This window comes from Pseudohalocynthiibacter sp. F2068 (assembly GCF_023015645.1).
Taxonomy (GTDB): Bacteria; Pseudomonadota; Alphaproteobacteria; order Rhodobacterales; family Rhodobacteraceae; genus Pseudohalocynthiibacter; species Pseudohalocynthiibacter aestuariivivens.
In genome coordinates this window covers 115,010-140,476 of the sequence record NZ_JALKAK010000009.1, presented here as the reverse complement: position 1 = coordinate 140,476, position 25,467 = coordinate 115,010, and the positions used below count along the sequence as shown (strand labels likewise).

General features: G+C 51.5%; 22 protein-coding genes. 14 read left to right on the top strand and 8 right to left on the bottom strand.

Going from position 1 to position 25,467, the window contains the following annotated elements; all coding sequences use genetic code 11:
* Positions 1 to 196: 196 nt before the first annotated feature.
* Complete coding sequence (locus tag MWU63_RS12140) at positions 197 to 1,528, top strand: pyridoxal-dependent decarboxylase (protein ID WP_246531738.1); 1,332 nt, start codon at positions 197 to 199, stop codon at positions 1,526 to 1,528.
* A gap of 177 nt (positions 1,529 to 1,705) precedes the next feature.
* Complete coding sequence (locus MWU63_RS12135) at positions 1,706 to 2,131, top strand: c-type cytochrome (protein ID WP_247078043.1); 426 nt, start codon at positions 1,706 to 1,708, stop codon at positions 2,129 to 2,131.
* A 162-nt stretch (positions 2,132 to 2,293) separates the two neighbouring features.
* Here the strand turns inward: MWU63_RS12135 and MWU63_RS12130 are convergent, their stop codons facing one another.
* Positions 2,294 to 2,443, bottom strand: coding sequence for a hypothetical protein (locus MWU63_RS12130; protein WP_213889908.1), 150 nt, complete (start codon positions 2,441 to 2,443; stop codon positions 2,294 to 2,296).
* A 218-nt stretch (positions 2,444 to 2,661) separates the two neighbouring features.
* On the opposite strand from MWU63_RS12130, the gene MWU63_RS12125 reads away from it, so the two are divergent.
* The 6 genes from MWU63_RS12125 to MWU63_RS12100 all read left to right on the top strand — a co-directional run bounded on the left by MWU63_RS12125 (position 2,662) and on the right by MWU63_RS12100 (position 10,453).
* Positions 2,662 to 3,369 (top strand): ABC transporter ATP-binding protein, encoded by a 708-nt coding sequence (locus MWU63_RS12125; protein WP_247078035.1) that lies wholly within the window; start codon positions 2,662 to 2,664, stop codon positions 3,367 to 3,369.
* Between the two features lie 8 nt (positions 3,370 to 3,377).
* Positions 3,378 to 5,741 (top strand): FtsX-like permease family protein, encoded by a 2,364-nt coding sequence (locus MWU63_RS12120; RefSeq protein WP_247078033.1) that lies wholly within the window; start codon positions 3,378 to 3,380, stop codon positions 5,739 to 5,741.
* Between the two features lie 4 nt (positions 5,742 to 5,745).
* On the top strand, positions 5,746 to 6,960 hold the full coding sequence (locus MWU63_RS12115; RefSeq protein ID WP_213889911.1) for an HlyD family efflux transporter periplasmic adaptor subunit: 1,215 nt from the start codon (positions 5,746 to 5,748) through the stop codon (positions 6,958 to 6,960).
* Between the two features lie 114 nt (positions 6,961 to 7,074).
* On the top strand, positions 7,075 to 8,229 hold the full coding sequence (locus tag MWU63_RS12110) for a site-2 protease family protein (RefSeq protein WP_213889912.1): 1,155 nt from the start codon (positions 7,075 to 7,077) through the stop codon (positions 8,227 to 8,229).
* 23 nt (positions 8,230 to 8,252) lie between these two features.
* Positions 8,253 to 8,834: an NAD(P)H-dependent oxidoreductase gene (locus MWU63_RS12105; RefSeq protein ID WP_213889913.1), complete on the top strand. Its 582-nt coding sequence runs from the start codon at positions 8,253 to 8,255 to the stop codon at positions 8,832 to 8,834.
* 83 nt (positions 8,835 to 8,917) lie between these two features.
* Positions 8,918 to 10,453 (top strand): PAS domain S-box protein, encoded by a 1,536-nt coding sequence (locus tag MWU63_RS12100; RefSeq protein ID WP_247078032.1) that lies wholly within the window; start codon positions 8,918 to 8,920, stop codon positions 10,451 to 10,453.
* 3 nt (positions 10,454 to 10,456) lie between these two features.
* Here MWU63_RS12100 and MWU63_RS12095 read toward each other — a convergent pair whose 3' ends face one another.
* On the bottom strand, positions 10,457 to 11,212 hold the full coding sequence (locus tag MWU63_RS12095; protein WP_246531739.1) for a response regulator transcription factor: 756 nt from the start codon (positions 11,210 to 11,212) through the stop codon (positions 10,457 to 10,459).
* A gap of 157 nt (positions 11,213 to 11,369) precedes the next feature.
* Here MWU63_RS12095 and MWU63_RS12090 point away from each other — a divergent pair, with 157 nt between their 5' ends.
* A complete protein-coding gene (locus MWU63_RS12090; RefSeq protein ID WP_213889915.1) occupies positions 11,370 to 12,050 on the top strand; it encodes a helix-turn-helix domain-containing protein in 681 nt (226 codons plus the stop codon).
* 40 nt (positions 12,051 to 12,090) lie between these two features.
* Here the strand turns inward: MWU63_RS12090 and MWU63_RS12085 are convergent, their stop codons facing one another.
* Positions 12,091 to 12,528: a DUF2267 domain-containing protein gene (locus MWU63_RS12085; RefSeq protein ID WP_213889916.1), complete on the bottom strand. Its 438-nt coding sequence runs from the start codon at positions 12,526 to 12,528 to the stop codon at positions 12,091 to 12,093.
* Between the two features lie 297 nt (positions 12,529 to 12,825).
* On the opposite strand from MWU63_RS12085, the gene MWU63_RS12080 reads away from it, so the two are divergent.
* Positions 12,826 to 14,703, top strand: coding sequence for a heavy metal translocating P-type ATPase (locus tag MWU63_RS12080; RefSeq protein ID WP_213889918.1), 1,878 nt, complete (start codon positions 12,826 to 12,828; stop codon positions 14,701 to 14,703).
* Position 14,704: 1 nt separating this feature from the next.
* Here MWU63_RS12080 and MWU63_RS12075 read toward each other — a convergent pair whose 3' ends face one another.
* Positions 14,705 to 15,379, bottom strand: a complete 675-nt coding sequence (locus MWU63_RS12075; RefSeq protein WP_213889919.1) for a phosphoribosyltransferase family protein — start codon at positions 15,377 to 15,379, stop codon at positions 14,705 to 14,707.
* 176 nt (positions 15,380 to 15,555) lie between these two features.
* On the opposite strand from MWU63_RS12075, the gene MWU63_RS12070 reads away from it, so the two are divergent.
* From MWU63_RS12070 to MWU63_RS12055, 4 genes are all read left to right on the top strand, one after another.
* Positions 15,556 to 16,503: a 1-phosphofructokinase family hexose kinase gene (locus MWU63_RS12070; RefSeq protein ID WP_213889920.1), complete on the top strand. Its 948-nt coding sequence runs from the start codon at positions 15,556 to 15,558 to the stop codon at positions 16,501 to 16,503.
* Between the two features lie 134 nt (positions 16,504 to 16,637).
* Positions 16,638 to 19,100, top strand: coding sequence for an AAA family ATPase (locus MWU63_RS12065; RefSeq protein WP_247078024.1), 2,463 nt, complete (start codon positions 16,638 to 16,640; stop codon positions 19,098 to 19,100).
* A complete protein-coding gene (locus MWU63_RS12060; RefSeq protein WP_213889923.1) occupies positions 19,097 to 19,912 on the top strand; it encodes a hypothetical protein in 816 nt (271 codons plus the stop codon). Before MWU63_RS12065 ends, MWU63_RS12060 begins: the two co-directional genes overlap by 4 nt.
* A 23-nt stretch (positions 19,913 to 19,935) precedes the next feature.
* Complete coding sequence (locus MWU63_RS12055) at positions 19,936 to 21,204, top strand: amino acid permease (RefSeq protein WP_246531741.1); 1,269 nt, start codon at positions 19,936 to 19,938, stop codon at positions 21,202 to 21,204.
* Positions 21,205 to 21,227: 23 nt separating this feature from the next.
* Here the strand turns inward: MWU63_RS12055 and MWU63_RS12050 are convergent, their stop codons facing one another.
* From MWU63_RS12050 to MWU63_RS12035, 4 genes are read right to left on the bottom strand one after another with little or no spacing between them, the layout of a single operon-like run.
* Positions 21,228 to 22,226: an oligopeptide/dipeptide ABC transporter ATP-binding protein gene (locus MWU63_RS12050; RefSeq protein WP_213889925.1), complete on the bottom strand. Its 999-nt coding sequence runs from the start codon at positions 22,224 to 22,226 to the stop codon at positions 21,228 to 21,230.
* Positions 22,223 to 23,221, bottom strand: coding sequence for an ABC transporter ATP-binding protein (locus tag MWU63_RS12045; RefSeq protein WP_213889926.1), 999 nt, complete (start codon positions 23,219 to 23,221; stop codon positions 22,223 to 22,225). The genes MWU63_RS12050 and MWU63_RS12045 overlap by 4 nt, the downstream gene beginning before the upstream one ends.
* The gene (locus tag MWU63_RS12040; protein WP_213889928.1) at positions 23,218 to 24,414 is read right to left on the bottom strand and encodes an ABC transporter permease; all 1,197 of its coding nucleotides are present in this window, start codon (positions 24,412 to 24,414) and stop codon (positions 23,218 to 23,220) included. The genes MWU63_RS12045 and MWU63_RS12040 overlap by 4 nt, the downstream gene beginning before the upstream one ends.
* 5 nt (positions 24,415 to 24,419) lie before the next feature.
* Positions 24,420 to 25,424: an ABC transporter permease gene (locus tag MWU63_RS12035; protein ID WP_213889929.1), complete on the bottom strand. Its 1,005-nt coding sequence runs from the start codon at positions 25,422 to 25,424 to the stop codon at positions 24,420 to 24,422.
* Positions 25,425 to 25,467: the final 43 nt, after the last annotated feature.

The following is a 25,467-nucleotide window of genomic DNA, read 5'->3' as shown; positions in this document are numbered from 1 at the left end:
CATCCTTTTTGATGCGTCGCTTTGTCTTTTCGATCCAACAATTCCAGAAAAGTTCAAAGAGAGACTTACTACGTCTAAAAAAGAAGAAACTCTTGACCCGAATGACTGGTCTGACATACGTGCTCTTTCACATAAAATAATCGACGAAGCCATTGATTTTACACGTGATGTCCGGGACCGCCCGCTTTGGCAAACGATGCCGGACGACGTGGTCGGCCTTTTTTCCGAGCCGCTGCCTCAGGAACCAACTGCAATCGAAAACGTTTACAATCTGCTGACCGAAAACATGATGCCTTACCCGATGGGAAACATCCATCCGCGGTTTTGGATGTGGTACATGGGGTCGAGCAATTACACCGGGGCGCTTGGCGATTTTCTGGCAGCGATTCTTGGTTCTAACCTTGGCGGTGGTAACCACGCCGCAAGTTGTATTGACCAGCAGGTGGTCGACTGGTGCAAAGAGATGATGGGGTTTCCCAAATCTGCGAGCGGAACGCTGGTCAGTGGCGGCTCAATGGCGAATATCATTGGGCTGACCGTCGCGCGCAACCAGATGGCAGGTATTGATGTCCGTGAAGAAGGGGTCGCGGTGATCAAACAACCCCTTCGGTACTACGGATCTGACCAGATTCACAGTTGCCACCAGATCGGTGTTGAAACACTTGGCTTGGGAAACAAGGCGCTTTGCAAGGTTCCGTCAAACCCCGATTGCACAATGAACATCAGCGCCCTGGAACAAGCTATCACCAATGATCGGGCGGCTGGCCTCAAACCCGCCTGTGTCATCGCGACATCTGGCACTGTGAATACCGGGGCCATCGATGATCTACATGCTATCGAAGCAATTTGCCGGCGCGAAAACATGTGGTTTCACGTCGATGGCTGCATTGGTGCTCTGATCGCAATTGCGCCTGAGAACAAACACCGGGTGGCTGGTATCGAACGCGCCGATTCCATTGCGTTGGACCCTCACAAATGGCTACATGCCCCGTTTGAAGTCGGATGCGCATTGGTGCGCGATCACGACGCCCACTACGGCGCATTTACCCTTACGCCTGAATATCTTGAGATGACGGAGCGCGGCATCGCATCTGCACATTGGCTGCATGACTATGGGGTTCAGACATCTCGGGGCTTTCGAGCGCTTAAGGTTTGGATGGCGCTCAAGGAGCATGGCATCCAAAAATTCGGCCGCCTGATCGACCAGAACTTCAACCAAGCAAGATATCTTGATGAATTGGTTCAGAAAGAACCAATGCTAGAACTTGCGCACGAAACAAACATTAATATTGTTTGCTACCGCTTTAATCCCAAAGGTAAATCAGAGTCTGAGCTAAAGGAAGTCAACACTGAAATCATGCTTCGGATGCAGGAAACCGGTGTTGCTGCCATTTCAGACACGACCGTTCGGGGGAGTCACTGTCTTCGTGTTGCGATCAACAATCACCGAACGACCCTGGCTGACCTGGATTTCCTTGTGAAGGAAACGGTGCGTCTAGGTGCTGAAATTTGCCAACCGAATTCGTAGAGCAAGCCAGCGGTTGGGCTTAATTCTAACTTAGTTCGGACAATCCGCGTGAAAACCCTGTACCAGCACGCAAAGGGTGTGTGTCTGGATTGTTGCGATCAATTGATAGTTATCAATGCAGCCTGCCTGTTATCAGAAGAACATACCTCCATAGACCAATCAGCAACGGAGGATGGCATGAAACATCGTGCTTTAACGCTCGCATGCGCTTTAGGCGCTGCTATGACTTTTGCAGCATCTGCATTCGCTCAGGATTCCGCGCTCGGCAGGACAGAATTTAGCATGCGCTGTGCTGTCTGCCATGGCAACGGCGGTATGGGAGACGGAGAGATCGGCGGTTTGTTCAGCCAACAGCCAAAAGATTTGACGCTTCTGTCGAAAGAAAACGGCGGTGCGTTTCCATTTTCAGAAGTGTATCAGGCTGTAGACGGGCGGCGCGATATTGCGGCACACGGAATGCGGACAATGCCAGTCTGGGGTGATTATTTTATGGCAGATTCCATGCGTGACTTGCCGTCATCCCATGGATTGGATTCGGAGGCCATCGTGCAGGGTCGTATCTTGTCGGTTGTGTATTTTCTTCAAAGTATCCAGCAACCTTAAGTAATTTCTCTCTCGGCATTATTCTTTGGCAGGCCGGTTTGAAAAAGGGCTCTCATGATCATTCGATCCAAAGTCGCTTAATGGCTGTGTTATTTTTCCGAGGCTTGGGTAGAAGCGCCCGAGCCTCGGAAGCAGTTTAAACTGTTTTCACCGGATGAGGCATCATTCAGGAAGGCAGTCTGGAACGCTCAAATCCTTTACGGGGTCGTTTGGACCACATTCCTCACCCGAAATCGGGTATTGGTCGGGGCCAGTGCAACCAATCAGAAAAACGGCAGTCAGCGCCAAAGCAATAAGGCTGGACAATTTCATTTTATATCCTTTCCAGATACCGAACCCCGCAAAGATCAGTTGCAAAGCGGTCTGCCCGGGTGCAGTTAATGTTTGCAGGGAATTATTAGCCAAAAGACCGTTGCAGTAATTTGATATCCATCAAACAAGCCTGCTTTTTAAGCCGCCTTTCAAGTTTTGAGCGAAATCAAAGAACAAACAGGCGGCACCTGAGACTATGTGCAGGGAAAGGTGCGTTCATGCCAGACCTAATCTTCAGGACCGAAGGGGTGACCAAGGTTTATGATACCGGCGAAGTAAAGGTCTACGCGCTTGCTGGCGTGGATTTAAAACTCTTTGCTGGTGAGTTTACAGTTCTTCTTGGCGCGTCCGGTAGCGGTAAGTCGACGCTGCTGAATATTCTGGGTGGACTGGACCATGTGACGGAAGGCCGGGTCTGGTTCAAAGAACTGGAACTCACACAATTAAATGATCGTGGTCTGACATGGTTCAGGCGCGACCACGTTGGGTTTGTGTTTCAGTTTTATAACCTTGTTCCAAGCCTGACCGCACGTGAAAATGTTCAACTGGTTACCGATGTCTCGCCAGATCCAATGGCGCCGGAAGAGGCATTGGAACTTGTAGGGCTCGGTCACCGGATGGATCATTTCCCCGCAGAAATGTCCGGCGGAGAACAGCAACGAGTGGCGATCGCCCGCGCGATTGCGAAACGCCCCGAAGTGCTTTTATGTGATGAACCGACAGGTGCGCTTGACAGCAAAACGGGCATTCAGGTGCTGGAAGCCTTGAAGAACATCAATGACCGTTTTGGAACGACAACGGTTGTGATCACGCATAATGCGGCAATCCAGAAGATGGCCCATCGGGTGATCCATTTTCAGGACGGGCGTATTAGCAATGTTTATACAAATGACCAAAGACTTCCGCCTTCCGAAATTGTGTGGTGAGCGGGGCAATGCAAGCATTAGACCGAAAGTTACTACGCGATTTCAGACGTCTTTGGGCGCAGGCATTGGCCATCGCACTGGTGCTTGCCTGCGGCGTAGCGATATTCATCACGTCCTTTGGTATGTACCGCGCGCTCGAGGAAACCCGCATCGCTTACTACGAGCGCAATCGGTTTGCAGACGTCTTTTCCGATGCCCGCCGCGCGCCGCTTTCCCTCGCACGTGAAATAGAAACAATCGAAGGTGTATGGGCGGTTGAAACACGTGTATCCGGTGCCGCAATTCTTGACATCCCGGGGCGCTCCAAATCTGCCGTTGGACGCATCCTTTCAATCCCGACGTCGGGCAGATTTTCTCTGAACGTTCCACTGCTAAGGTCGGGGCACGTTCCGGACCCGGAAACCACAGATCAGGTTCTGGTGAATGAACCGTTCGCACAGGCCAACGGCTTTCAGATCGGTGATGTTTTTGCCGCAAATCTTAACGGCCAGAAAAGGCCGTTGACCATCACCGGAACAGTGCTTTCGCCCGAGTTCATCTATACGATTGGCCCAGGCGGTTTGATGCCAGATAACGAAGGGTATGGCATTATCTGGATGCCAGAAGATGCTGTCGCCGCCGCGTTTGACATGGCAGGTGCTTTCAATCACGTCAGCCTCAAACTCAGGGCAGATGCCCGGGCTGAAACCGTCGTAAGCAGCCTGGATAATTTGCTAGAACCTTATGGCGGACTTGATGCTTATGACCGTTCACAACAACAATCAGATGCTTTCATTGATGCTGAAATCAAACAACTCCGAAGCACCTCTATCATCCTACCACCGGTTTTCTTTGGTATTACGGCCTTTTTAGTCAACATGGTGATCGGCCGTATTATTGCACTGGAGCGGAGCGAAATCGGGCTTTTAAAAGCGATTGGATATTCTAACTTCGATATCTGCCTTCACTACCTGCTGCTGGCTGGGCTCATCGCTGTCGTTGGTATCGTGATTGGTTGGGGTGTGGGAAGTTGGCTTTCCCAGTCTCTAGCCCGTCTTTACGCCGATTTCTTCAATTTTCCATTTCTGATCTACCGGGTTTCTTATGATGCTTACATCATTTCCGGAATTATCGGTGTCGCGACAGCGGCTGTTGGCGCGATACGAAGCGTTCTTAACGCAGCACGCCTTGCGCCTGCGGTTGCGATGTCCCCACCTGCCCCGCCAAAGTACAAAAGAAACACGCTTGACCATGCACTTCTTGCTTTGCGCCTTTCGCAGCCGACCATGATGATCTTTCGCAACCTGATGCGCTGGCCCGTCCGGTCAGCACTTACCACACTTGGCTTGTCTCTTGCGGTCAGCATTCTGGTTGCTGCAACATTTTTTGACGATTCGCTCGACACCATCGTCGACACGGCCTTCTATCAATCAAACCGGCAGGACGCGGTTCTTACCTTTACAGATGAAATGCATGAAAGTGTCTTGGAAGACGTTCGAAGGCTACCGGGCGTGCTACAGGCAGAGAGCAAACAGTACTATCCTGCCACCTTGCGAAACGGCCATCTGTCTAAACGGATTGCGATCGAGTCCAGCCGTCCAAATCCCGATCTCAGCCGTGTCATCGACAGCGATGGCCGGGTGGTGAACCCGCCAGCAAACGGTATTATGCTCTCAGACCGGCTCGCGTCTGAACTGAATGTGCGGGCGGGTGACACAATAGCTGTCGATTTTCTGAGCGGGCGGCGTGAATCACACAAAATTATGGTCGCAGGAACCGTGACACAATATCTTGGCCTTGGTGCCTATATGGATATGGATGGTCTGTCGGCGCTGTTTCGCCAGAAACCGCGGATTGGTATTGTGAACGTAACGCTTGATGAAAATCAAACTGACAATTTTCATGCTGCCTTGAAAGAAGCCCCAAACCTGGCGGGAACAACGATGATGACTGAAACGCGGCAATCCTTTCTGGATACAATCCGCCAGAATGTGATCATCATGACAACGATTTATGTAATTGTTGCGACGCTGATCACGGTTGGGGTGGCTTACAATGGTGCGCGCATACAATTGTCTGAACGCGCCAGAGAACTGGCAAGCCTGCGCATCCTTGGCTTCACCCGCGGTGAGGTCTCGTTTATCTTGATGGGCGAGACGATGATCCTTGCGCTGCTAGCGCAGCCTTTGGGGTGGTTGATCGGGGTCGAGATTGCCCGCCTTATGACAAACGGGTTCACGAGCGACCTGTACACCATACCTTTGATTTTAAAGCCCACGACATTCAGTTTTGCGAGCCTTGTTGTCCTGAGTGCTGCATTGGTGGCAACATTGGTGGTGCGCAGACGGCTGGATCGCCTGGACCTTGTTGCCGTTATGAAAACGCGAGAGTGAGCCGATGAAGCTGAACCTGCGAAATGTCGTATTGTCGACGCTGCTTGCTGCCGTGATTTCTGCGCTGCTGTACGTGACGTTCCGGACCGATCCGATCCCTGTTGATCTGCAGCCGGTTACGCGCGAAAACCTGCAGATCACAATCAACGCTGATGGCAAAACCAAGATCCGCGATGTTTATGAGGTTGCAACGCCCATAGCAGGAACAGCGATACGTTCCCCTGTTGAGGTCGGGGATACCGTAATTGGTAATGAAACGGTCGTCGCCGTTGTTGAGCCCGTCACGCCAAGTCTGCTTGACGGCAGAAGCCGGATTCAGGCCGAAGCTGCGGTGCGTGAAGCAGAAGCAGCGCTACATGTTGCGGAAAGTGAGATAAGCCAGGCCGAGGAAGAGCTTGCCTACGCGCAAAGCCAATTCAACCGAATTCAGACTCTGGTCTTGCGTGGGGTCACATCTGAGACTCAGTTGGAAGATGCAGCGCAGCATGTCGCGATCAGACAGGCTGCTAGAGCGGCGGCATTTGCACGTCTCGACATGGCAACGGGCTCACTAGACCGCGCACGTGCAGTATTGCTCGAACCAAGCGGCGGCAGGTTTGGTGATTTGCCCACCTGCTGCGTGGAACTGCGCGCGCCAATTGATGGGACCGTTTTATCTGTAGATGTTGTCAGCGAACGCCCGGTAAGCGTTGGAACGCGCCTTGTTTCCATTGGAGACCGCAACAATCTGGAAATCGTTGCAGATCTTCTTTCGAGCGATGCCGTTCGAATTGGTCCGGGCACCATGGCTATTGTAGAGCGTTGGGGCGGCCCAAACCCGTTATCGGCACGGCTGGTTTCAGTTGACCCAGCAGCACGTACAATCGTTTCGTCCCTGGGGATCGAAGAGCAACGTGTTGATGCCACTTTTGAACTGTTATCTCCGCTGGGCGAACGCAAAGGTCTGGGAGACGGGTTTTCGGTTTTTCTAAGGGTTATCGAATGGCAGGCTGAGGATGTCCTGCAAGTTCCGCTCAGCGCACTGTTCAGGTCCGAGGGAAAATGGGCTGTTTTCGTCGCAGATGACAGCGTTGCCCATAAGACAGAGGTAACGATTGGCCGACGCAATGGAACAAACGCCCAAATCATCAACGGTTTAGAGGAAGGACAACAGGTTATCACGCATCCCAGCGACGAAATTGCAGACGGTGTGGAAATCGTCAGCCGCTCTCAGATGTAAAATACGAGAAAATTCAAACGCCGCGAAGAATTAAGTCGGATAATTGAGTAAAATCAAAGCATGCATCAAACGCTACGGTAAGCTTGACCCAGCCTAGCTAGGAAAGTGTGGCAGATGCAAGCCAGAGCGGTTCGTCTATTCGACATATTCGGGTTTCAAATAAAGGTGGAGCCCAGCTGGATTTTGATTGCAATTCTGATCGTCTGGAGCCTCTCCTCAAGCTTTTTTCCTGATGCATTACCCGGCCTCGGACAACTGGATTATATTGCCCTGTCGATCATTGCGATGCTGGGCCTTTTCGCCTGTCTCATTCTGCATGAACTGGCACATTCCCTTGTTGCACGGCGTTTTGGGCTTGGCGTTGGGGGGATTACACTTTTCATTTTCGGTGGTGTTGCAGAGCTAGAGCATGAACCGGCTGACGCCAGATCTGAGTTCTGGATCGCGATTGCCGGGCCTTTGATGAGCTTTGCTTTGGCCGGTATCGTGTATCTGATCAGCCGATTGACTGCAGGTGCTGATCTTTCGGCACCTTTGCAGGTTGTTCTTAACTATCTTGCCGTGATCAACCTTGTGCTTGCATTTTTCAATCTTCTGCCGGCGTTTCCGCTTGATGGTGGGCGGGTACTCAGGGCCGCCCTGTGGCATTGGTATGGTGATCTGACACGCGCAACACGAGTCGCAAGCAACTTTGGTGTGGGCTTTGCCTATTGTTTGATGGCGCTCGGGTTTCTAACCTTGTTTTCAGGCGGTAGAATCAGTGGGCTCTGGCAAATTCTGATTGGGATTTTCCTTTTGACGGCGGCACGAACGGCCTACCAGCAGGTCATTTTCAAAGCTGCATTCTCCGGAAAAACCGTTGCTGATCTGATGACCCCTGCCCCATGGTCCGTCGAACCCGAAGAAACCTTGTCAGACCTTGTCGAAAAAATTCTGCTGCACCACGCAGTCAGTTTTGTTCCCGTCTGCGAAGGGGAACACCTGCTTGGTTACGTCGATAGCGGCATCTTGCAGAAGATCGATCGGGAACATTGGCCCGACACGCAAGTCGCCGACGTTTTTGTCGCCACGGACAGCAAAAACACCGTCAACCTGGATATGCCAACAGAAACCCTGATGGAACAAATTGTTGAGACTGGGCGGCGGAAATTTCTGGTTTCTCGCGACGGTCGGCTTATTGGGGTCATCACACTGTCAGATCTTCTGTCCTTTATTGCAATACTTCAGGAGTTGGGCGGACCAACGAAGCCCAAAAAAAGTAGCGACTGAATCCGGCACAGTGAGATATCAATATGAAGAACATACTGATCATTCAGGGCCATCCAGACGGTGTTGAACCGCACTTCTGTCACGCGCTTGCCAATGCCTACGGCGAAGGAGCTGTATCTGCGGGCCATACGGTTCATACAATTGATCTGGGGCGGCTTGATATCCCCATGTTACGCTCCAAAAAGGAATGGGAGACCGGAACACCCCCCGATTTTGTAAAGGACGGGCAGGAAAAGATACTTGAAGCAGATCATATCGTTTTCATCTATCCGCTCTGGATGGGAACCATGCCTGCGTTGATGAAAGCCTGGCTTGAGCATGTGTTACGGCCAGATTTTGCATTTGATTTAGAAGGCGGAAACAGCTGGACTGCCAACTTGAAAGGCAGATCAGCACGTATAGTCGTTACAATGGGAATGCCCGCAACTGCCTACCGATGGTTCTTTTTCGCCCACAGTCTGAAAAGCTTTGAAAGGAACATACTAAAGTTTTCCGGTATTCGCCCGGTTCGCTGGTCTTTAATTGGCATGGTTGACACCAAGAACAGTGCCGGTCGGGAAGCATGGGTAAAACAAATGAAGGCAGACGGGGCAGCCGCCCGATAGGAAAAACACACCAACTGCTCGGCAAAAACTATGCTGTTTTAAGTTATTGACCTTTGCACCCTTAAGCGTGCCATATTCTGTGCATGACCAATGTCACTGCCAAGAATGAGGCGCTGCTGGATGCCCTGCTAAATGCAGCCGTCGATGCAATAATCGTTTCCGATGAAACGGGAAACATTATTCGTTCAAACCCTGCAGCAAGCAAGATGTTCGGATATGAGCCTGACGAAATTCTGGGGTTAAATGTTAGATCTCTCATGCCCGATAAGATGGCGGCCAAACACGGCGATTTCTTGCAGCGCTATCTCGAGACAAGAGAAACCTCCATCATTGGTGTCGGTCGCGACCTCGAGGGGCAAAAGAAAGATGGTTCCATTTTCCCGGTGCATCTTTCCATCGGGAGCGCAGAAGTCGGAAGGCAGGTTTTTTTTGTCGGTGTCCTGCACGACCTCACTGAACGGAAAAACGCCGAAACTGCGCTTAACCGGTCACAGAGACTGGAAGCAATCGGTCAGTTAACGGGCGGCGTCGCACATGATTTCAACAATTTGCTGACTGTTGTCATCGGCAACCTCGAACTGCTTGAACCTACGCTGAGAACAAAAGAACAGTCGGAGTTACTAAATGATGCGCTAGAGTCTGCCGAACATGGCGCTGATCTTATTCACCGTCTTCTGGCCTTTGCCCGAAGAAGCCCGCTCGCCCCGGTACCGGTCGATATTAGCGTATTCGTCGATCGCGTCGGTAAAATTTTAGCCCGGACAATAGGCGCACGATACGATTTAAACATCGTTCCAAGCCCAAATATTTGGCATGTGCATGCTGATCCTGCGCAACTGCAAACAGCAATCCTTAACCTCGCGTTCAATGCGCAGGACGCAATGCCAGATGGTGGCAAGCTGGTGATTGAAACGTCCAATATTGTGATCGATGACGCCTTTATGGCGAAAGAGATTGAAATTGAAATGGGCAGATACGTACGGCTCTCCGTCACTGACACGGGGCATGGGATGAGCCAGGCAGAATTGGGCCAGGCCTTTGAACCTTTCTTTACCACAAAACCCGCCCGCAAAGGAACGGGCCTTGGCTTGTCTATGGTTTACGGTTTTGTAAAGCAATCCGGTGGTCATGTCGCACTTTACAGCGAGCCGGGTCAGGGAACTACGGTCAACCTTTATCTTCCAGCGTCAGATGGCGACGCGGTGAAAGTCGATGATCTCACAAAAGTTTCTGTCGCGGGCAACGGCCAAACCATTTTGGCGGTCGAAGATAATCCGGCGATCCAACAGATATCCCTGTTGCGCCTTGAAGCACTGAATTACAACGTCATCGGTGCCGCTGATGCCGCCGAAGCCTTGGAATTTTTGGCTGACAGATCAGACATCGATCTGATGTTCACCGATCTCGTAATGCCAGGTGACATGACAGGATATGATCTCGCCAAGACCGTGCATGAAAAACGGCCAAGAATCAAAATTCTTCTGACTTCGGGCTATGCCGAAGACCTGCTAAATGGTGGCACACTTTCCAAAAGTGGATTTCGCCTGTTACGCAAACCCTACCGCCAAGCGGATATCGCCGCGGAAATCCACGCATTGCTTTCTGAAGATCAGAGTTAATATCTAGCCGCGCTCCACATCGGTGGCAAAGATATATCCAATTCCGCGAACGGTTTTAATGAGCATTGGATTGGCAGGCTCTCGTTCAAGTTTTTTTCTAAGCCGGGCGACCTGATTGTCGATTGTCCGATCCAATGGAGTCCATTCAATTCCATTCAACTGATCCATAATGTGTTCGCGTGACAAAACACGTTTAGGGTGTTTCAAAAATATCTGGAGCAAATTAAAATCACCAGTCGTGAGTTCTGCTACGTTTCCGTCACGGTCAAGCAACTCAAACCGTTCAGTATTCGCAACCAGTCCATCAAAGCGAAAGCTGGTACTTTCAGTATTCCGGGACACTTGGTTATCAGACGCGCCAGCAGATGGCTGCGCCCGCGCATCCGTTCTCCGCAGAACGGTTTTGACACGGGCCAGAACTTCGCGAACGTGAAATGGTTTCGTGATGTAGTCGTCTGCGCCAACCTCAAGCCCGACGACCCGGTCAATAACATCCCCCTTGCCAGTCAGCATAATTATCGGAACATCTGAACGCCGTCGAATCGACTGCGCAATGGTAACACCGCTTTCGTGGCCAAGGTTCAGATCAAGTGTTATGAGCCGGATATCATTCTGCTCAAGCGCAGAAATTACATCCCGTTCTGTTTCAGCCTCAAGAACAATATAGCCGTCACCTTCCAGGCAACGGTGCAATAACTTGCGAACGCTTCGGTCATCATCCACAACCAAAATCAATGGGTTGCTACCGTCGCGCTTCAAATTAATACCCCCATTTGTTGAGTCGAATTCTTAGAGTATGAGTGATATTGTTTCGATTACAATAGCGGACATATTCATACAAAGTAATACATTCAACAAATAACCCCTGCGACAAAGTACCGATAATTTGAGCGGTGGCAACATATAGGGGGTTAACATGTATGTCACAGTGCCAAATGAATTTTTCCCACAGGCCGGAAAACCGATCTATCGTCAAAGGCAGAGCGACAAACAATCCCGGGTGAAAGAACGGGCCCTTATCACTGGCCAGACCCTCTTTAGAGAGGGCGACAGAGCCGACTATGTGTATGAGGTTGTCAGCGGGGTCATGCGTTTAACCCGGGTGTTGGAAAACGGTCAAAGACAAGTGATATCGTTCGGCTACCCCGGTGACGTGATCGGGTTCCCCCGAAACGGCCGCTACCACACTGAATGCGATGTTATCTCGGCCGGCACGGTCAAAATGTACCGTCGCGATGCGCTTCACAGTTGCGCCACCGACGTCGCGCTGCACAAGTTTCTGACCGAATCTGCACTTGAAGAAATTGCCTTGATGCAGGATCATTTCCTGATGCTCGGACGAAAAACGGCAAAAGAAAAACTTGCGTCTTTTCTGATCGCACTGATGAACCGTGCAGGAACACCTTTAGGGCAATACAAAAAGATCAAGCTGCCAATGAGCCGGTCTGATATCGCAGATTTTTTAGGTCTGACAACCGAAACCGTAAGCAGGACTGTATCGGAATTCCGGCATAAAAACATTATTGCGCTGGATGATGCGCATACTGTGATCGTGTTAGAAGAGGACGAATTGCTAAAAATCGCCTATAGTAACTGATTGGCACAAACCATTCTGATCGACCAAAATCTCACTAGCTTCAAATTTTGGTCGACGGCCAGAATTCGCGGATCGCTTCTGGCAGAGACGCACGAATATCTTCAATCTCGCCGCTTGAAAGCCGTGCGTTAAGAAAGCGCAGCACCGTCCTTATGTCCTCTGAACCTCGATATTCCGTTACATTCGAAACTTCTGCATCAATCTCGGCAAGAAATGCGTCAAGGTGACGGTCCTTGCCTTTGGTGGGTGATGGGTTCCAGCCTTCATAAAACATACCCCGTATCAGCAAGGGCAGCTGTGCTGTGAACTGGGCGATCTCATCGTGGCTCAGATAGTCGCGGAACGTGCGCATCGTAACACGCAGCAGTCTAAGCGCATCTTTGTGGCTGCTCCAATCCAAGCGTTCGCAAAGTTCGTTGATCCATTCATGTGTCAAATGGACCGTGTGTTCGATAACTTCCAAGCCCTTTGCAGTCATGTTATTCCCCTGGTTACAGCGTAATTGTCCGAACAAGTATTTCAACAAACGACATTTTTCGCGCTCTGTATATGTCGAAATCCTGTAAAGCGATTGTAGAGAAACAATTTTCTGCTGGCTTGATCCGTATCAATTTTTTACGAAAATTGTACTGGTAGCTTTAAAGTTGATCGTCCTCAGTCAAACCGTTCGCGGCCAAATCTGCAGAAGTTTTGAAATGTTGAACGCCCCATCAAGAACTATCTGTCGCACTCCGCGCTTAGGGACGCATAAGTTTGCGTTCGATAGAAGCGCTCAATGACGCCTCAAAAAGCTATAAATATACTCCGCTCAGGTTTTGTGGCGATCCCGTTGTTGGGTCTGATCCTGGGTCTTGCCGCGCTTTGGTATGGAAACGCTACCGCCGCCTCTGTTCTATGGGTCGCGGCAACCTTGCCAGTTCTGGCAAAACTATGCGCAGAGATATGGGTCAGCCTGCACAGGGGCGACTATGGTCTCGACATAATTGCAGCCCTGTCGATGACAGCCGCTCTGGTTTTTGGGGAACACCTGGCCGCTGCGGTTGTGGCGCTGATGTATGCGGGTGGGCAGTATCTTGACGCCTATGCAGCGCACCGTGCCCGGCGCGAAATGACAGCGCTACTCTCTCGTGTCCCGCGCACCGCATTGCGTCACCTTAATGGAGAACTGGAAGAAGTTGCTCTTGATGACGTCATCCCGGGCGACCGCCTTTTGGTGCGGAACGGAGATATCGTTCCCACGGACGGAACAGTTTCAGAGGGTGTTGCAGTACTGGACCAAGCCGCCCTGACCGGAGAGTCCCTTCCCGCACGGCATTCCGTTGGTGACGCTGTCATGAGCGGCGTAACCAACGTTGGTGATCCCTTCGATATTGTCACCACACGAAAAGCAGCTGACAGTACATATGCAGGTATTGTGCGTCTCGTTGAGCAAGCCCAAAAAAGCAAAGCGCCCATGACGCGGCTTGCTGACCGGTTTGCGATCTATTTCCTGTTCGCAACGCTCGCAATTGCGGGTGCGGCCTGGGGCCTCTCGGATGATCCGATACGCGCTGTCGCCGTGCTTGTGGTGGCAACGCCCTGCCCGCTTATTCTTGCTGTCCCTGTTGCCTTGGTTTCGGGGCTTTCGCGCGCGGCAAGCCACGGCATTTTGATAAAGGGCACCAAAGTTCTGGAGCTCATGTCGCAGGTTCAGACTTTTGTTCTGGACAAGACCGGAACGCTGACCGACGGCAAGGCGCATATTGTGGCCACCTCCGCCACGACAGAGATGGGCGCGCAGGAAATGCTTCGCATTGCCGCCTCGCTTGACCAGACATCGAAACACACAATCGCCCAGACGCTTGTCGCAGAGGCACGAAATCAGGGTTTGAACCTTTCAATACCAAAATCTGTCAAAGAAACGGCCGGGGAAGGCATGGAAGGCAATGTTGACGGGCGCCAGGTTATCTTGGGCGGCCGCGCCTTTGTGGCAAATAAAATTGGTCTCGATCCATCAAATCTTACGAATTCGCACGAAACACCCGGTGCGATCAGCGTGGCGATGGCGGTAGATAGTCAGTGGGTTGGTGAATTGATATTTGCCGATGGCCTGCGCGACGGTACTGACGCTTTTTTGAAGAACATCAGGGATTTCGGTGTTCGCCGCATCGTTCTGGCGACCGGAGACAGACGTGATGTTGCCAAAGAGGTTGTTGATGGCCTTGATTTTGATTCCATCAATGCCGAATTGACGCCGGAACAGAAAATCAGAGTCGTGCTGGTAGAGCGCAAAAATGGCCCGGTCATGATGATCGGGGACGGTGTGAACGATGCGCCCGCCCTTTCAGCCGCGGATATCGGTGTTGCAATGGGTGCCCGTGGTGCCGCGGCATCAGCCGAAGCTGCTGATGTCGTTTTGCTGGTTGACCGGCTTGATCGCATTCATTCGGCCCTAAAGATCGCACGCCGTTCCAGAAATATAGCACTACAAAGTGTTTATGCAGGCATTGGGCTGTCATTGCTTGGCATGTTTGCTGCCGCCTTTGGTCATATCACCCCTGTTCAGGGCGCTCTTTTGCAGGAAGTGATTGATGTGGTTGTCATTCTGAATGCACTACGCGCACTGCAGGGGAACTCAATAACTGAACAAAAGCAACCGTTCGCGGCTCCCTAGATCAGGCACCACTTTTGCGACCTTCTGAAAACTGTTCCATTATCGCAATAACCTCTGCGTCACTGACTTGAGGAAAGCTGTGATAATAGGCCCCTACAGACATAAAACTGCCGGGCGTCATAAGGCAGATCATTTCATCAGCCAACGGCTTGAACGCTTCGATCGTGCCAGGCGGTGCGACGGGAAGCGCAAGGATTAGGCGTGCGGCGTTCTTTTGTCTGAGCGCTTTTAATGCAGCGCGAAGTGTAGCACCGGTCGCGACACCATCATCGACAACGACCAGTGTTTTTCCTTTTAGGGATGGGCGAGGCCGCCCCCCAAGGTAGAGTTCCTTGCGACGCTCGATTTCAGGCAACAGTGCAGCACCCATCGCCTTGATATCCGTCTTGCTTAACTCGAAAGCCCGCGCAATCCGTTCGTTCACTTCGATCATTGGCTGATCGCCATCGACAATGGCCCCAACAGCAAGCTCGGGCTGGCCCGGCGCGCCAATTTTACGTACGAAAGCCAAATCAAGGGGCAGATCAAAGGCCCGGCAAATTTCCGCAGCCACAGGCACACCGCCGCGCGGCAACGCGATGACCACAGTTTCTTTTGGATCAGGCGTTGGCAGCGCTTCGGCCAAAAGCGCGCCAGCATCCGCCCTGTTGTTGTACATATTCCTTCGCCAGGTCATGTCTTACACCTTGTTCGCCTGCCCCCAATTGAATTCTGTGTCAGGCAACCGATGGGGGTTTGCGTTACTGATCTAGTCTACAGCCAATCGCCGTTTCTTCGATTGATCCTGATCAAAGAGCGGGCCATTCGCACAATCTATCAATGATCTGGCTTACAGGTGCTATATGAGGTCACATGTCAAAAATTCTGACCATCACCCTGAATCCTGCGGTGGACATTTCCACATCGGTCGAACGCGTTGTTGCAGGGCCAAAACTGCGATGCGCCACGCCCAGGGTCGACGCAGGTGGTGGTGGTATCAATATCTCCCGCGCAACTCAGATACTGGGCGGGTCAAGCACCGCCTTTGTCGCGACTGCCGGGCGAACCGGGGCAACCCTGCTTTGCTTGCTGGAAGAACTCGGCGTTACTGTTCTGCCTTTCGACGGACCCGGAGAAACCCGCCAAAGCATTATGATCACGGATGACAGCACAGAGGCACAGTACCGTTTTGTCCTACCCGGGCCAGTTTGGGCAAAAGAAGAAACGGCCCGCGCGCTATCCGAAATTAAAGAGGCGGCACCGAAATATCGCTATATTGTTCTTAGTGGAAGCATGCCACCCGGCACGCCTGATGATATCGTTTCAACCCTAGCAGATATTGCAAACAATGCAGGTGCAAAACTGTTAGTAGACACCTCCGGCGCAGCCCTTAAACAGACCGTATCAGCGCCAAAGCACAAGCCGTATCTGGTAAGACTAAACCAACGTGAAGCAGAAAATGTATCTGGCCGATCTCTTGTAAATGAACGCGATTATATTGCGTTTGCCGCTGACCGTGTCGCAGCGGGTGTCGCGAACGTCATTATTGTCGGGCGCGGGCGCGACGGTTCTGTTCTGGTGAGCAAAGACGAATGTTTGACTTGTACGGCTGCAGAGGTCGCCATCAAAAGCCGAACGGGTGCGGGCGACAGTTTTCTCGCGGCACTGACGCTTAGCCTGTCACGTGGTGAGCCGCATGCCATTGCTTTCCAATGGGGCGTCGCTGCAGCCTCTTCCGCCCTTACAACAGACGCGACAGCGCTTTGCACTAAAGCAAGCACTGAACGTTTGCGCGCAGAATGCGACATCGCACGTATTTAGAACTAATTGTCTGAACAGAAGCCGAATTTTTCGCCTTGCGAAGCAAACACGCGAAATATTCGTTTTGACGCAAGTCAATGCTATGATCCTGACTGACCTTCATAGTCAGTTCATAGAATAGTGGGATGATGGTTATGTCCAAAGCGAAACCAAGCAGACGCAATATGCCCTTGCCCCTAGAGGTGGGAGAGTTGCGGCGCGAGTGCGACCCTTCTGCCTTTACCTTTAAGACAACCAAAGAATTGAAAGACATCCAAGGGTTAATCGGACAAGAACGCGCGATGGACGCGTTGCGACTGTCAGCGCGGATATCCCACAGGGACTTTAACTTATTTGTTCTTGGTCCTTCAGGAACCGGACGCCACCGCGCTGTTGAAAAACTATTGGGGGAACAAGCCGAAAAACGCCCCATTCCTTGCGACTGGGCCTACGTCAACAACTTTGACGCACCGCACAAGCCTCATGCGCTGCGACTTCCTGCGGGCATGGCTGAGCAATTGAAATCTGCGATGGAAGAACTTGTAGACGATATGGCGGTCGAAATCCCTGCCCTCTTTGAATCAGAAGATTACCAAACCCAACGCCGTTCAATTGAACAGGAGTTCGGCGAAAGACATGAAACCGCATTTTCGGATTTTGTGGATCACGCAAAAGAACAGAGCGTTGCGGTACTGCGCACGCCAGTCGGGTTTGCATTGGCCGCCATAAAAGATGGCGAGATTATAAAGCCCGAAGTTTTTGAGAAACTCAGCCAAAACGATCAAGATGCGATAACGTCAAAAATAGAAACCCTGCAGGAAGAACTGTCTGCCGTTCTAAAAACCTTCCCGGCTCTTGAAAAAGAACACCGGCGGCGGTTGGAAAGACTGCACGCCGAACTGGCGGAACAGGCTGTTGCAGGACAAATCAAACAGGTACAGCAAAAATTTTTGGGTGTCGAACCAATCAAAGAGTACCTCGAGGCGGTTCGCGGCGACATGGTCACCAATGCAGAATTGTTTCTTCAGGTTCGCCAGGGTGGCGATCAGGGCCCCTTCCCGCAGGCGATATTGAAATTCCACCGGGAACCAATTTTCCAACGTTATGCCGTCAATGTCATGGTTTCGCACAATGGCAACAAAGGCGAAGGCGCACCGCTGGAAAAAGAAAGCCTTCCCACTTTGGGGAACCTGACCGGTCGGATCGAACATGTGTCTGACATGGGTGCGCTTATGACCAACTTTACCCTGATCAAACCCGGCGCGCTTCACCGTGCAAACGGGGGGTATCTGGTCATGGATGCCCGTCGGTTGCTGAGCGAACCTTTCGCATGGGATGCCCTTAAGCGGTGTTTGGACAACAAAGCGATCTCAATCACTTCAATGTCAGAACGGCTTAGCCTTGTTTCTACAACGTCACTTGAACCAGATCCAATTCCGCTGGATGTGCGCATCGTGTTGATTGGTGATCGCTATCTTCATGCGCTTTTGGTTATGTTTGACCCAGATTTCAGCGCTTTGTTCAAAGTTCAGGCCGATTTTGAACAAGATGTGGAACGCACTCCGAAAACGCTTCAGCTTTTCGCCCGCTTGATTGCTGCATCTGCGCGACATGACGGCTTGCGCCCGCTGACAGCTACCGCAGTTGCCCGTCTGCTGGATGAAGCGGTCAGGATGGCCGAGGATAGCAAGCGGCTATCGCTCAAGCTTGGCGCATTGGCTGATATTCTACGTGAGGCAGAATATTATGCAGGCGAAGCAAAGCGCGACACCATCGACAAAACAGACGTTGAACAAGCGATCAACCAGGCAGAATATCGCGCGTCGCGCATCCGCGATCGCAGCCAGGAAATGATCACACGCAACACGATCCTTATCAAAACCAGCGGTAAGGACGTCGGGCAGATAAACGGCCTTTCTGTTATCGACCTTGGCACGCATCGCTTCGGCCGCCCCTCGCGCATTACGGCGCGTGTGCGCGTTGGTGCCGGTAAAGTCGTTGATATTGAGCGCGAAGTCGAACTTGGTGGCCCGCTTCATTCCAAGGGCGTTTTCATACTATCGGGCTATCTGGCCACCCACTACGCGCTGGATGTACCGATGTCTTTACAGGCCAGTATTGTATTTGAACAAAGCTATGGCGGTGTCGACGGGGACAGTGCGTCATCAGCAGAGCTTTATGCGCTTTTGTCTGCCTTGTCAGGGGTTCCGATTTTACAAAGTTTCGCAGTCACCGGGTCCGTGAACCAAGCCGGGGAAGTTCAGGCGATTGGTGGCGTAAATGAAAAGATCGAGGGGTTCTTTGACATTTGCAAAACCCGGCGGTTGACGGGTCATCAAGGCGTTCTGATACCCAAGGCAAATGTTGACCATCTTATGCTTCGGCCCGACGTTGTCGACGCCGCGCGCAAGGGTAAATTCCGGATTATACCTGTCGAGACAATTGATCAGGGTCTGGAACTTGCAACCGGGGTCGAAGCCGGAAAAAGGGGCCGCAACGGGCGTTTCCCTGATGGCTCGGTCAATGCCTTTGTTGAAAGCCGCATGTACGAGTTCGCTCAGCTCCGTAAAAACTTTGCGCGTTCCGGAAAAAACGGCCCGAACGGGGAAGAGTCATGAACAAGAGCAAAGACAAAGAAACCACTGGTTGCATAATTGTGGGGGCGAGTTGCTATGCAGATGCGACACCTGCCCTGAACCTCGCCGCAATGCTTGCGCCGCTTACGAAGGCGGACATCAGGGGTATTCTTGTTGAAGAAGACCAGTTGCTGAGTATTGCGCAGTTCCCGACCTCACGCATTGTATCCCCTGCCGGAGAACGAATAGTTACACCTTCACTGCAACAAATGCTGACGGTTTTAGCCGGCGATGCCCGTGCTTTTGAAAAAGCAGTTTCTGATCTTGCGCGCGCGAGCTTTCGAAGCTGGACGTTCGAACGGTTTAGGGGCGAAATGCTAAGCCATTTGCGCGCAACAACAGGTAGCCACGACATTCTGTTGATTGGCCACCAAACCGTCCATCAGTACATTGGAGACGTCGTGCTTGTTCATCAGCCGGGACGTGACTACAAAGCGGCCTTCAGTCTGGCGAGACACCTATCAAACGATCTGAAAAAACCGTTGTTTATTGCTGCGATTGCCACCGACCAGCATGAGTATTCAGCAGCAATCCGCGAACAACGCGAAATGTTGCAAGACGCCCACCAACGGGGATCATCCGGCGAAATTTTTGACACGAAATCAGACTTGCTCACACGGCTTTCCCATTTCAACGCGGCAACGGTTGTTATCGACATCGATGCCGGTCCGTTTCAAACTAACGAAGAACTTCAGGATTTTCTGGATAAAGCACGTTGCCCGGTCGTGGTGGTTGGGGCGCATGCGGGCTCTCACACGCTCGAATATAGCACGGTCATTCCCGAGACTCGTTGAATCTAACCGAAAGCAGTTTCAAATTGACGCAAGACGTGCATCCCAAAAAAAGCGATCTTAACACACGATCACCCGCACCAGAAAAACAGGAACTGCTGCGTGCAATATCGCTGCCTTTGCTTGTTTTGTATGGTCTTGGGGTTACCATTGGTGCTGGCATCTATGTGCTGATCGGCGCAACCGTTGCGCAAGCAGGCATCTATGCCCCCAGTTCGTTTCTGATTGCTGCTTTTGTGATGGCGTTTAGCGCAGGCAGTTTTGCTGAACTAACCGGAAGATTTCCCAAAAGCGCAGGCGAAGCCATCTATGTGGACGCAGCTTTTGGCAAACCGTGGCTGACCCGCGTAACGGGTGGGTTTGTGATCTTGTCCGCTATCGTGGCTGCTGCGGCGATCACCCTTGGAGGCACGGGATATGTTTTGGCAATTCTGGATCTTCCGCAACCATTGGTCGTCATTGCAATTGTTGTTCTTATGGGAACGGTCGCGGGTTGGGGGGTGCTGGAATCTGTGACATTTGCAGCCGTTTTTACGGTTCTGGAAATTATAGGCCTGCTCATCATTATCATAGCTGGCATCTGGGCCCATCCGGATATCCCGCAAAGACTTCCCGAAGTCTTTCCACCTTTAAGCAACCCTGCGGCGATGAGTGCCGCTTTCACGACAAGCCTGATCGCTTTCTTTGCCTTCATCGGTTTTGACGATGTCGTTAATCTGGTGGAAGAAACCAAAGACCCGATCAAAAAGATGCCACGGGCGATCATACTGACGCTTTTGATTGTCACGTTAGTTTATTTTTCTGTGGCGACGGTTGCTGTAATGACAATTCCACATCAGGCTCTTGCGACCACTGGGGCGCCAATCAGTCTTATGTTCGAACAGCTTACAGGTTTGTCGCCGTTGGCTATCTCTCTGATTGCCATTGTTGCGACACTGAATGGGATTGTCATTCAGATTATCATGGCGTCACGGGTACTTTACGGGCTTGGAAATGCAGGGCGAATTCCGGAATTCTTTGGGAGTGTGAACGCTTCAACCCACACACCGTTGGTTTCGACATTCATTGTTTCGTCATTGGTTCTTGTGCTGGCGCTTTTCTTTCCGATTAGTCGGCTTGCAGAACTGACAACGCAGATCATTCTGGTGGTTTTTACTTTGGTGAATCTGTCGCTAGCCACCATCAAGTTTAGAAAAGCCAAAGCCCCGGACGGTGTTTTCATTGTTCCGGTTTGGATTCCCGTATTGGGATTTTTATCCTGCATAGCACTGCTGGCAGGGCCCTTCATCCTATAGCCAGACACAGGGCCAGGTTTCAGTTAATCCATCAGATCTTGCCAATGATGGCAGGCAACTTCATGTTCACCGCTGGAATGTTCCAATTTCGGTTCTTCTTTGCGGCAGATATCTGTTGCGTAAGGGCAGCGCGTCTGGAACTTACAACCCGGCGGAGGGTTTGTCGGTGACGGAATCTCTCCCTCCAGCTTTTGCGCGATGTTCGGAGCATCCGGGTCAAGCGACGGTATCGCAGATAGCAAAGCTTTTGTGTACGGGTGGCGTGGTGCGGCAAAGAGCTCTCGTGTCGGGGCGGACTCGACAAGCCTGCCCAGATACATCACCGCCACATGATCGCAAATATGGGCAACAACACTAAGATCATGACTGATGAACATAAAGGTTAGACCCATCTCTTGCTGGATCTCTTTCAAAAGGTTCAGAACATCAGCCTGAATTGAAACATCAAGGGCCGCAACGCTTTCATCTGCCACAACAAAGCGTGGGCCGGAAACAAGCGCCCGGGCAATCGAAATACGCTGCCGTTGCCCACCCGAAAACGCGTGTGGGAAACGGCGAAGATGTTCAAGGTTCAGACGGCATTTCGCAGCAATTTCGCGCACGCGTTCATCTGTTTCTTCGCGCGAGGACGTCAGCCCCATAACCTCAAGCGGCTCTGCGATAATATCCCGCACCGTCATCCGCGGGCTAAGCGCAGCGTATGGATCCTGAAAAATCAACTGCGCACGCGAGCGGTAGTCTTTCAGCGCTTTGCCATCAATTTTCGTCAGGTCGTGCTGAACTTCACCATCGTTATATTGAACCGATCCGCGCGAAATTGGCGCCGCCTTTAGCAACGCGCGCCCAAGCGTTGTTTTACCGGAACCGGATTCGCCAACCAAACCAAAGAAACTGCCTTTTTCGATGTCCAGATTGACACCTTCAACAGCGCGAACAACCACAGCGGGCCCAAAGAGCCCACCGCCACGAATGGGAAAGTGAACTGAAAGGTCACGGGCTTCAATCAGAAGGTCGTCACTCATTTTGCAGCTCCCTCGTTAAACAAATGGCAAGCCACACGGTGACTATCGGCAACCGTTGTGAAATCTGGCAAGTCGCGGCTGCAAACTGCCCCAAGATTAGCTGAACAACGCGTGTTAAAAACACAGCCTGATGGGCGGTCAAGCGGGGAGGGAATATCCCCCGGAACCGGGGTCAGCGGTCTGTCGAGGTCATCAAGGCTTGGCAGCGCTGCCAGCAAGCCCTTGGTATAGGGGTGTGCCGGTCTGCGAATAACATCGCGCACAGTCCCCTGCTCTACGATTCGACTGAGGTACATCACAGCAACGGAATCTGCCGTTTGCGCAATAACGCCCAGATCGTGGGTAATAAAGACGATGCCCATGCCAAATTCGGTGACGAGATCCTTCATCAGGTCAATGACCTGCGCCTGAATGGTTACGTCCAGTGCGGTTGTCGGCTCATCCGCGATCAGCAGTTTCGGCCTAGTCGAAAGCGCCATCGCAATCATCGCCCGTTGGCGCATGCCACCAGAGAGTTCAAAGGCGTATTGCTTGAAACGCGTTGAGGCGTCAGATATCCCAACACGGTCCAGCATCTCGATTGAGACTTCTTTAGCGCGTTTAGCATTCATATCCGTATGAATTTGCAACTGTTCGACCATTTGATCGCCAATTGAAATCGCGGGTGCAAAGCTCGCCATCGGTTCCTGAAAGATCATCGAAATTGCACCACCACGCACAACACGCAAGTCTTTCGAACTTTTCAGCGTCATAATGTCAACCGGGCCGTCATCAAGATGCAAAACGATCTTTGTGCGTTCGTCATAGACTGCGTTTGATGCGTTAAGCTTCATCAGTGATTTTGCCGTGACTGATTTTCCTGAGCCGCTTTCGCCGACAAGACCCATGACTTCGCCGGCTTCCAGCGTGAAAGACACGTTATCGACGGCAGTGATCAAACCCTCATCCGTTTTGAATTTAAGGGTCAGGTTTTCTACATCAAGAAGGCGCGTCATTTATGGGAATCCGAATAGGGATCGGCGGCATCTCTCAGTCCGTCTCCGACGAACACAAAGGCCAACACGAGCGTTATGAAGAAGATCACAGGAATAAAGTACCACTGGTAGTTCAGCAGAACATCTGCACTGGTTACGTTCTGCAGCATCACGCCAAGCGAGTTTACCGGGTCTTTAAGCCCAAGCCCGATAAAGCTGAGCGCGGTTTCAGACAGAACCATGTAAGGAAATGAAATCACCAGATCCACGATGATATAGCTGGTAAAGCTTGGCAGCAGGTGCCGCCGGATCACGTGGCTTGATGACGCCCCGCAAAGCTGCGCGGCCAGCACATATTCCTGACTTCGTTCCGTCAAAAGGTGCGTTCGTATTCGTCGGGCCAGTGTTGGCCAGCCGATCAAACCAAGAACCATCGAAATGAACAGGAACCGCGTTTCGGCGCTCCATACATCCGGAATAAAGGCGGCTAGGGCCATGAACAGCGGAATACTCGGGATTGTCCGAACCGTATCGGTAATCATCTGCAGGCTGGAGTCAAGGAAACCGCCGTAATACCCAGAGATTCCACCAATCACCAATGCCATGATAAAGGCAATAAACACCCCGATTGTACCAACTGCCATTGAGGTATTAATAGCTGTCAGCGTTCGGGAATAAATATCCTTGCCGGTCGAGTCCGTACCAAAGATATGGATCATGCCTTTGTCGACACCAAACAAATGAGTGTTGAATGTGAAACCGGGAATTCTAAAATCAAGCGCTTCACCAGGCAAATTGATGTCAAAAGACAGATACGTGTATTCCGATCCTTCAACAAAGAACTCGAGATACCGACGGCCCTCAAGTTCTGTGTTCACGATGGTCACCCAGCGAAAACTGGTTTCGATCGATCTGGTTCTTTCAGAACTATAGATAAACGGGCGCAATGAGCAGCCGTTGTCATCACAGAAACTGGGAATCTGCGGTGCCCCATTTAGATAGTCTTTATCCCGCCCGGAAATCGTCGCGTCATAGGGTGTAAGGAAAGGTGCAAATATGCCTGACAGGATAAGAATAATCAAAACCCACGCACCAAAAAGGGCGGACTTGTTCTTTTTGAACCTTTGCCAGATAAGCTGCCCCTGAGACGCGGTAAAATACGCCTCTTTTAGTTTCTGGTCGGTGGATGCCTGGTTGTTCGAAGTATCGGTCATATCATTTACCCCACAATACTGCGGCGAACCCGCGGGTCAGTAAGCGCCAGAATTATATCAGTCAAAAAGTTGATCGCGACGATACTGCCCGTCAGCATGAAAATAATCGCACCCGCAAGCTGTTGGTCGTTAGACCGCGCAAGCGCCTCGATCAAAAGCGACCCGGCCTCGGTCAGCGTCAGGATCAGGGCAACAATAGGCAACTCATTGAAAATTCTATTCAGATCAAAACCCAAGGAATTGATGATCGGACTGAGTGCGTGGCGAGCTGGATAACGCATCAGTAATCGTCGTCCTGAAACCCCTCGGGCCTCTGCGGCCGTGACATAGAGCTTGCCAATCTCGTCAGACATCAAGGCTCGCACTGTCTGGATCGCGAACGCAGTTGCTGACCAGCCCAGAATAAAGATCGGAAGCCAAGCATGGCCAAGAAAATCCATGACCCGTTCATAGGACCATTCGGCATCCCGGAATTCTTTTGAGAATAGCCCGGTCAAGCTATCCCCGAACATTACTGTCGAAAACAGCATCACCATCAGCGCCAGCAAGAAATTCGGTAAAGCCAGTCCCAGATAGCTGACAAGGCGCAAGCTGTTGTTCAAAACACGGTTGTTGGACGTTGCCGAGATAATCCCGACAGGAATAGCGATGATATAAGCAACCATCAAAGACGTGAGGCAAAGCCCGAGGCTTAGCCAGAATTTCTGACCCAGAAGCTGGCTGATGTTCAGGCGCAAAATACAGCTGTCGCCAAATTCACCTTGAAATGCGTTGATAATCCAAACACCCCAGCGCTGGACATATGGTTTGTTAAGGCCAAGTCGGATGCGCTCTGCTTCAATATCTGCAATCGAGATTACGGCGCCCTGGGAGTTTTTAAATGCAACATACCGCTCGGCGCAATCGCCGGGGACCAGTTCCATCAGGGTAAAGACGATAAAGGAAACCAATATCAGAGTTAATATCGCCAGCGAGGCTCGAATTGCTACGAACTTTGAGAATTGAAGCATTATGGTTCTTACGCCCCCGCGATATTGGAAAAGCTCTTTGGCT

Excerpts from the sequence above, each read along its gene's own strand:
- MWU63_RS12140 (WP_246531738.1), top strand. The coding sequence starts at position 197 with ATGCCGGACGACGTGGTCGGCCTTTTTTCCGAGCCGCTGCCTCAGGAA.
- MWU63_RS12135 (WP_247078043.1), top strand. The coding sequence starts at position 1,706 with ATGAAACATCGTGCTTTAACGCTCGCATGCGCTTTAGGCGCTGCTATG.
- MWU63_RS12130 (WP_213889908.1), bottom strand. The coding sequence starts at position 2,443 with ATGAAATTGTCCAGCCTTATTGCTTTGGCGCTGACTGCCGTTTTTCTG.
- MWU63_RS12125 (WP_247078035.1), top strand. The coding sequence starts at position 2,662 with ATGCCAGACCTAATCTTCAGGACCGAAGGGGTGACCAAGGTTTATGAT.
- MWU63_RS12120 (WP_247078033.1), top strand. The coding sequence starts at position 3,378 with ATGCAAGCATTAGACCGAAAGTTACTACGCGATTTCAGACGTCTTTGG.
- MWU63_RS12115 (WP_213889911.1), top strand. The coding sequence starts at position 5,746 with ATGAAGCTGAACCTGCGAAATGTCGTATTGTCGACGCTGCTTGCTGCC.
- MWU63_RS12110 (WP_213889912.1), top strand. The coding sequence starts at position 7,075 with ATGCAAGCCAGAGCGGTTCGTCTATTCGACATATTCGGGTTTCAAATA.
- MWU63_RS12105 (WP_213889913.1), top strand. The coding sequence starts at position 8,253 with ATGAAGAACATACTGATCATTCAGGGCCATCCAGACGGTGTTGAACCG.
- MWU63_RS12100 (WP_247078032.1), top strand. The coding sequence starts at position 8,918 with ATGACCAATGTCACTGCCAAGAATGAGGCGCTGCTGGATGCCCTGCTA.
- MWU63_RS12090 (WP_213889915.1), top strand. The coding sequence starts at position 11,370 with ATGTATGTCACAGTGCCAAATGAATTTTTCCCACAGGCCGGAAAACCG.
- MWU63_RS12085 (WP_213889916.1), bottom strand. The coding sequence starts at position 12,528 with ATGACTGCAAAGGGCTTGGAAGTTATCGAACACACGGTCCATTTGACA.
- MWU63_RS12080 (WP_213889918.1), top strand. The coding sequence starts at position 12,826 with ATGACGCCTCAAAAAGCTATAAATATACTCCGCTCAGGTTTTGTGGCG.
- MWU63_RS12075 (WP_213889919.1), bottom strand. The coding sequence starts at position 15,379 with ATGACCTGGCGAAGGAATATGTACAACAACAGGGCGGATGCTGGCGCG.
- MWU63_RS12070 (WP_213889920.1), top strand. The coding sequence starts at position 15,556 with ATGTCAAAAATTCTGACCATCACCCTGAATCCTGCGGTGGACATTTCC.
- MWU63_RS12065 (WP_247078024.1), top strand. The coding sequence starts at position 16,638 with ATGTCCAAAGCGAAACCAAGCAGACGCAATATGCCCTTGCCCCTAGAG.
- MWU63_RS12060 (WP_213889923.1), top strand. The coding sequence starts at position 19,097 with ATGAACAAGAGCAAAGACAAAGAAACCACTGGTTGCATAATTGTGGGG.
- MWU63_RS12050 (WP_213889925.1), bottom strand. The coding sequence starts at position 22,226 with ATGAGTGACGACCTTCTGATTGAAGCCCGTGACCTTTCAGTTCACTTT.
- MWU63_RS12045 (WP_213889926.1), bottom strand. The coding sequence starts at position 23,221 with ATGACGCGCCTTCTTGATGTAGAAAACCTGACCCTTAAATTCAAAACG.
- MWU63_RS12040 (WP_213889928.1), bottom strand. The coding sequence starts at position 24,414 with ATGACCGATACTTCGAACAACCAGGCATCCACCGACCAGAAACTAAAA.
- MWU63_RS12035 (WP_213889929.1), bottom strand. The coding sequence starts at position 25,424 with ATGCTTCAATTCTCAAAGTTCGTAGCAATTCGAGCCTCGCTGGCGATA.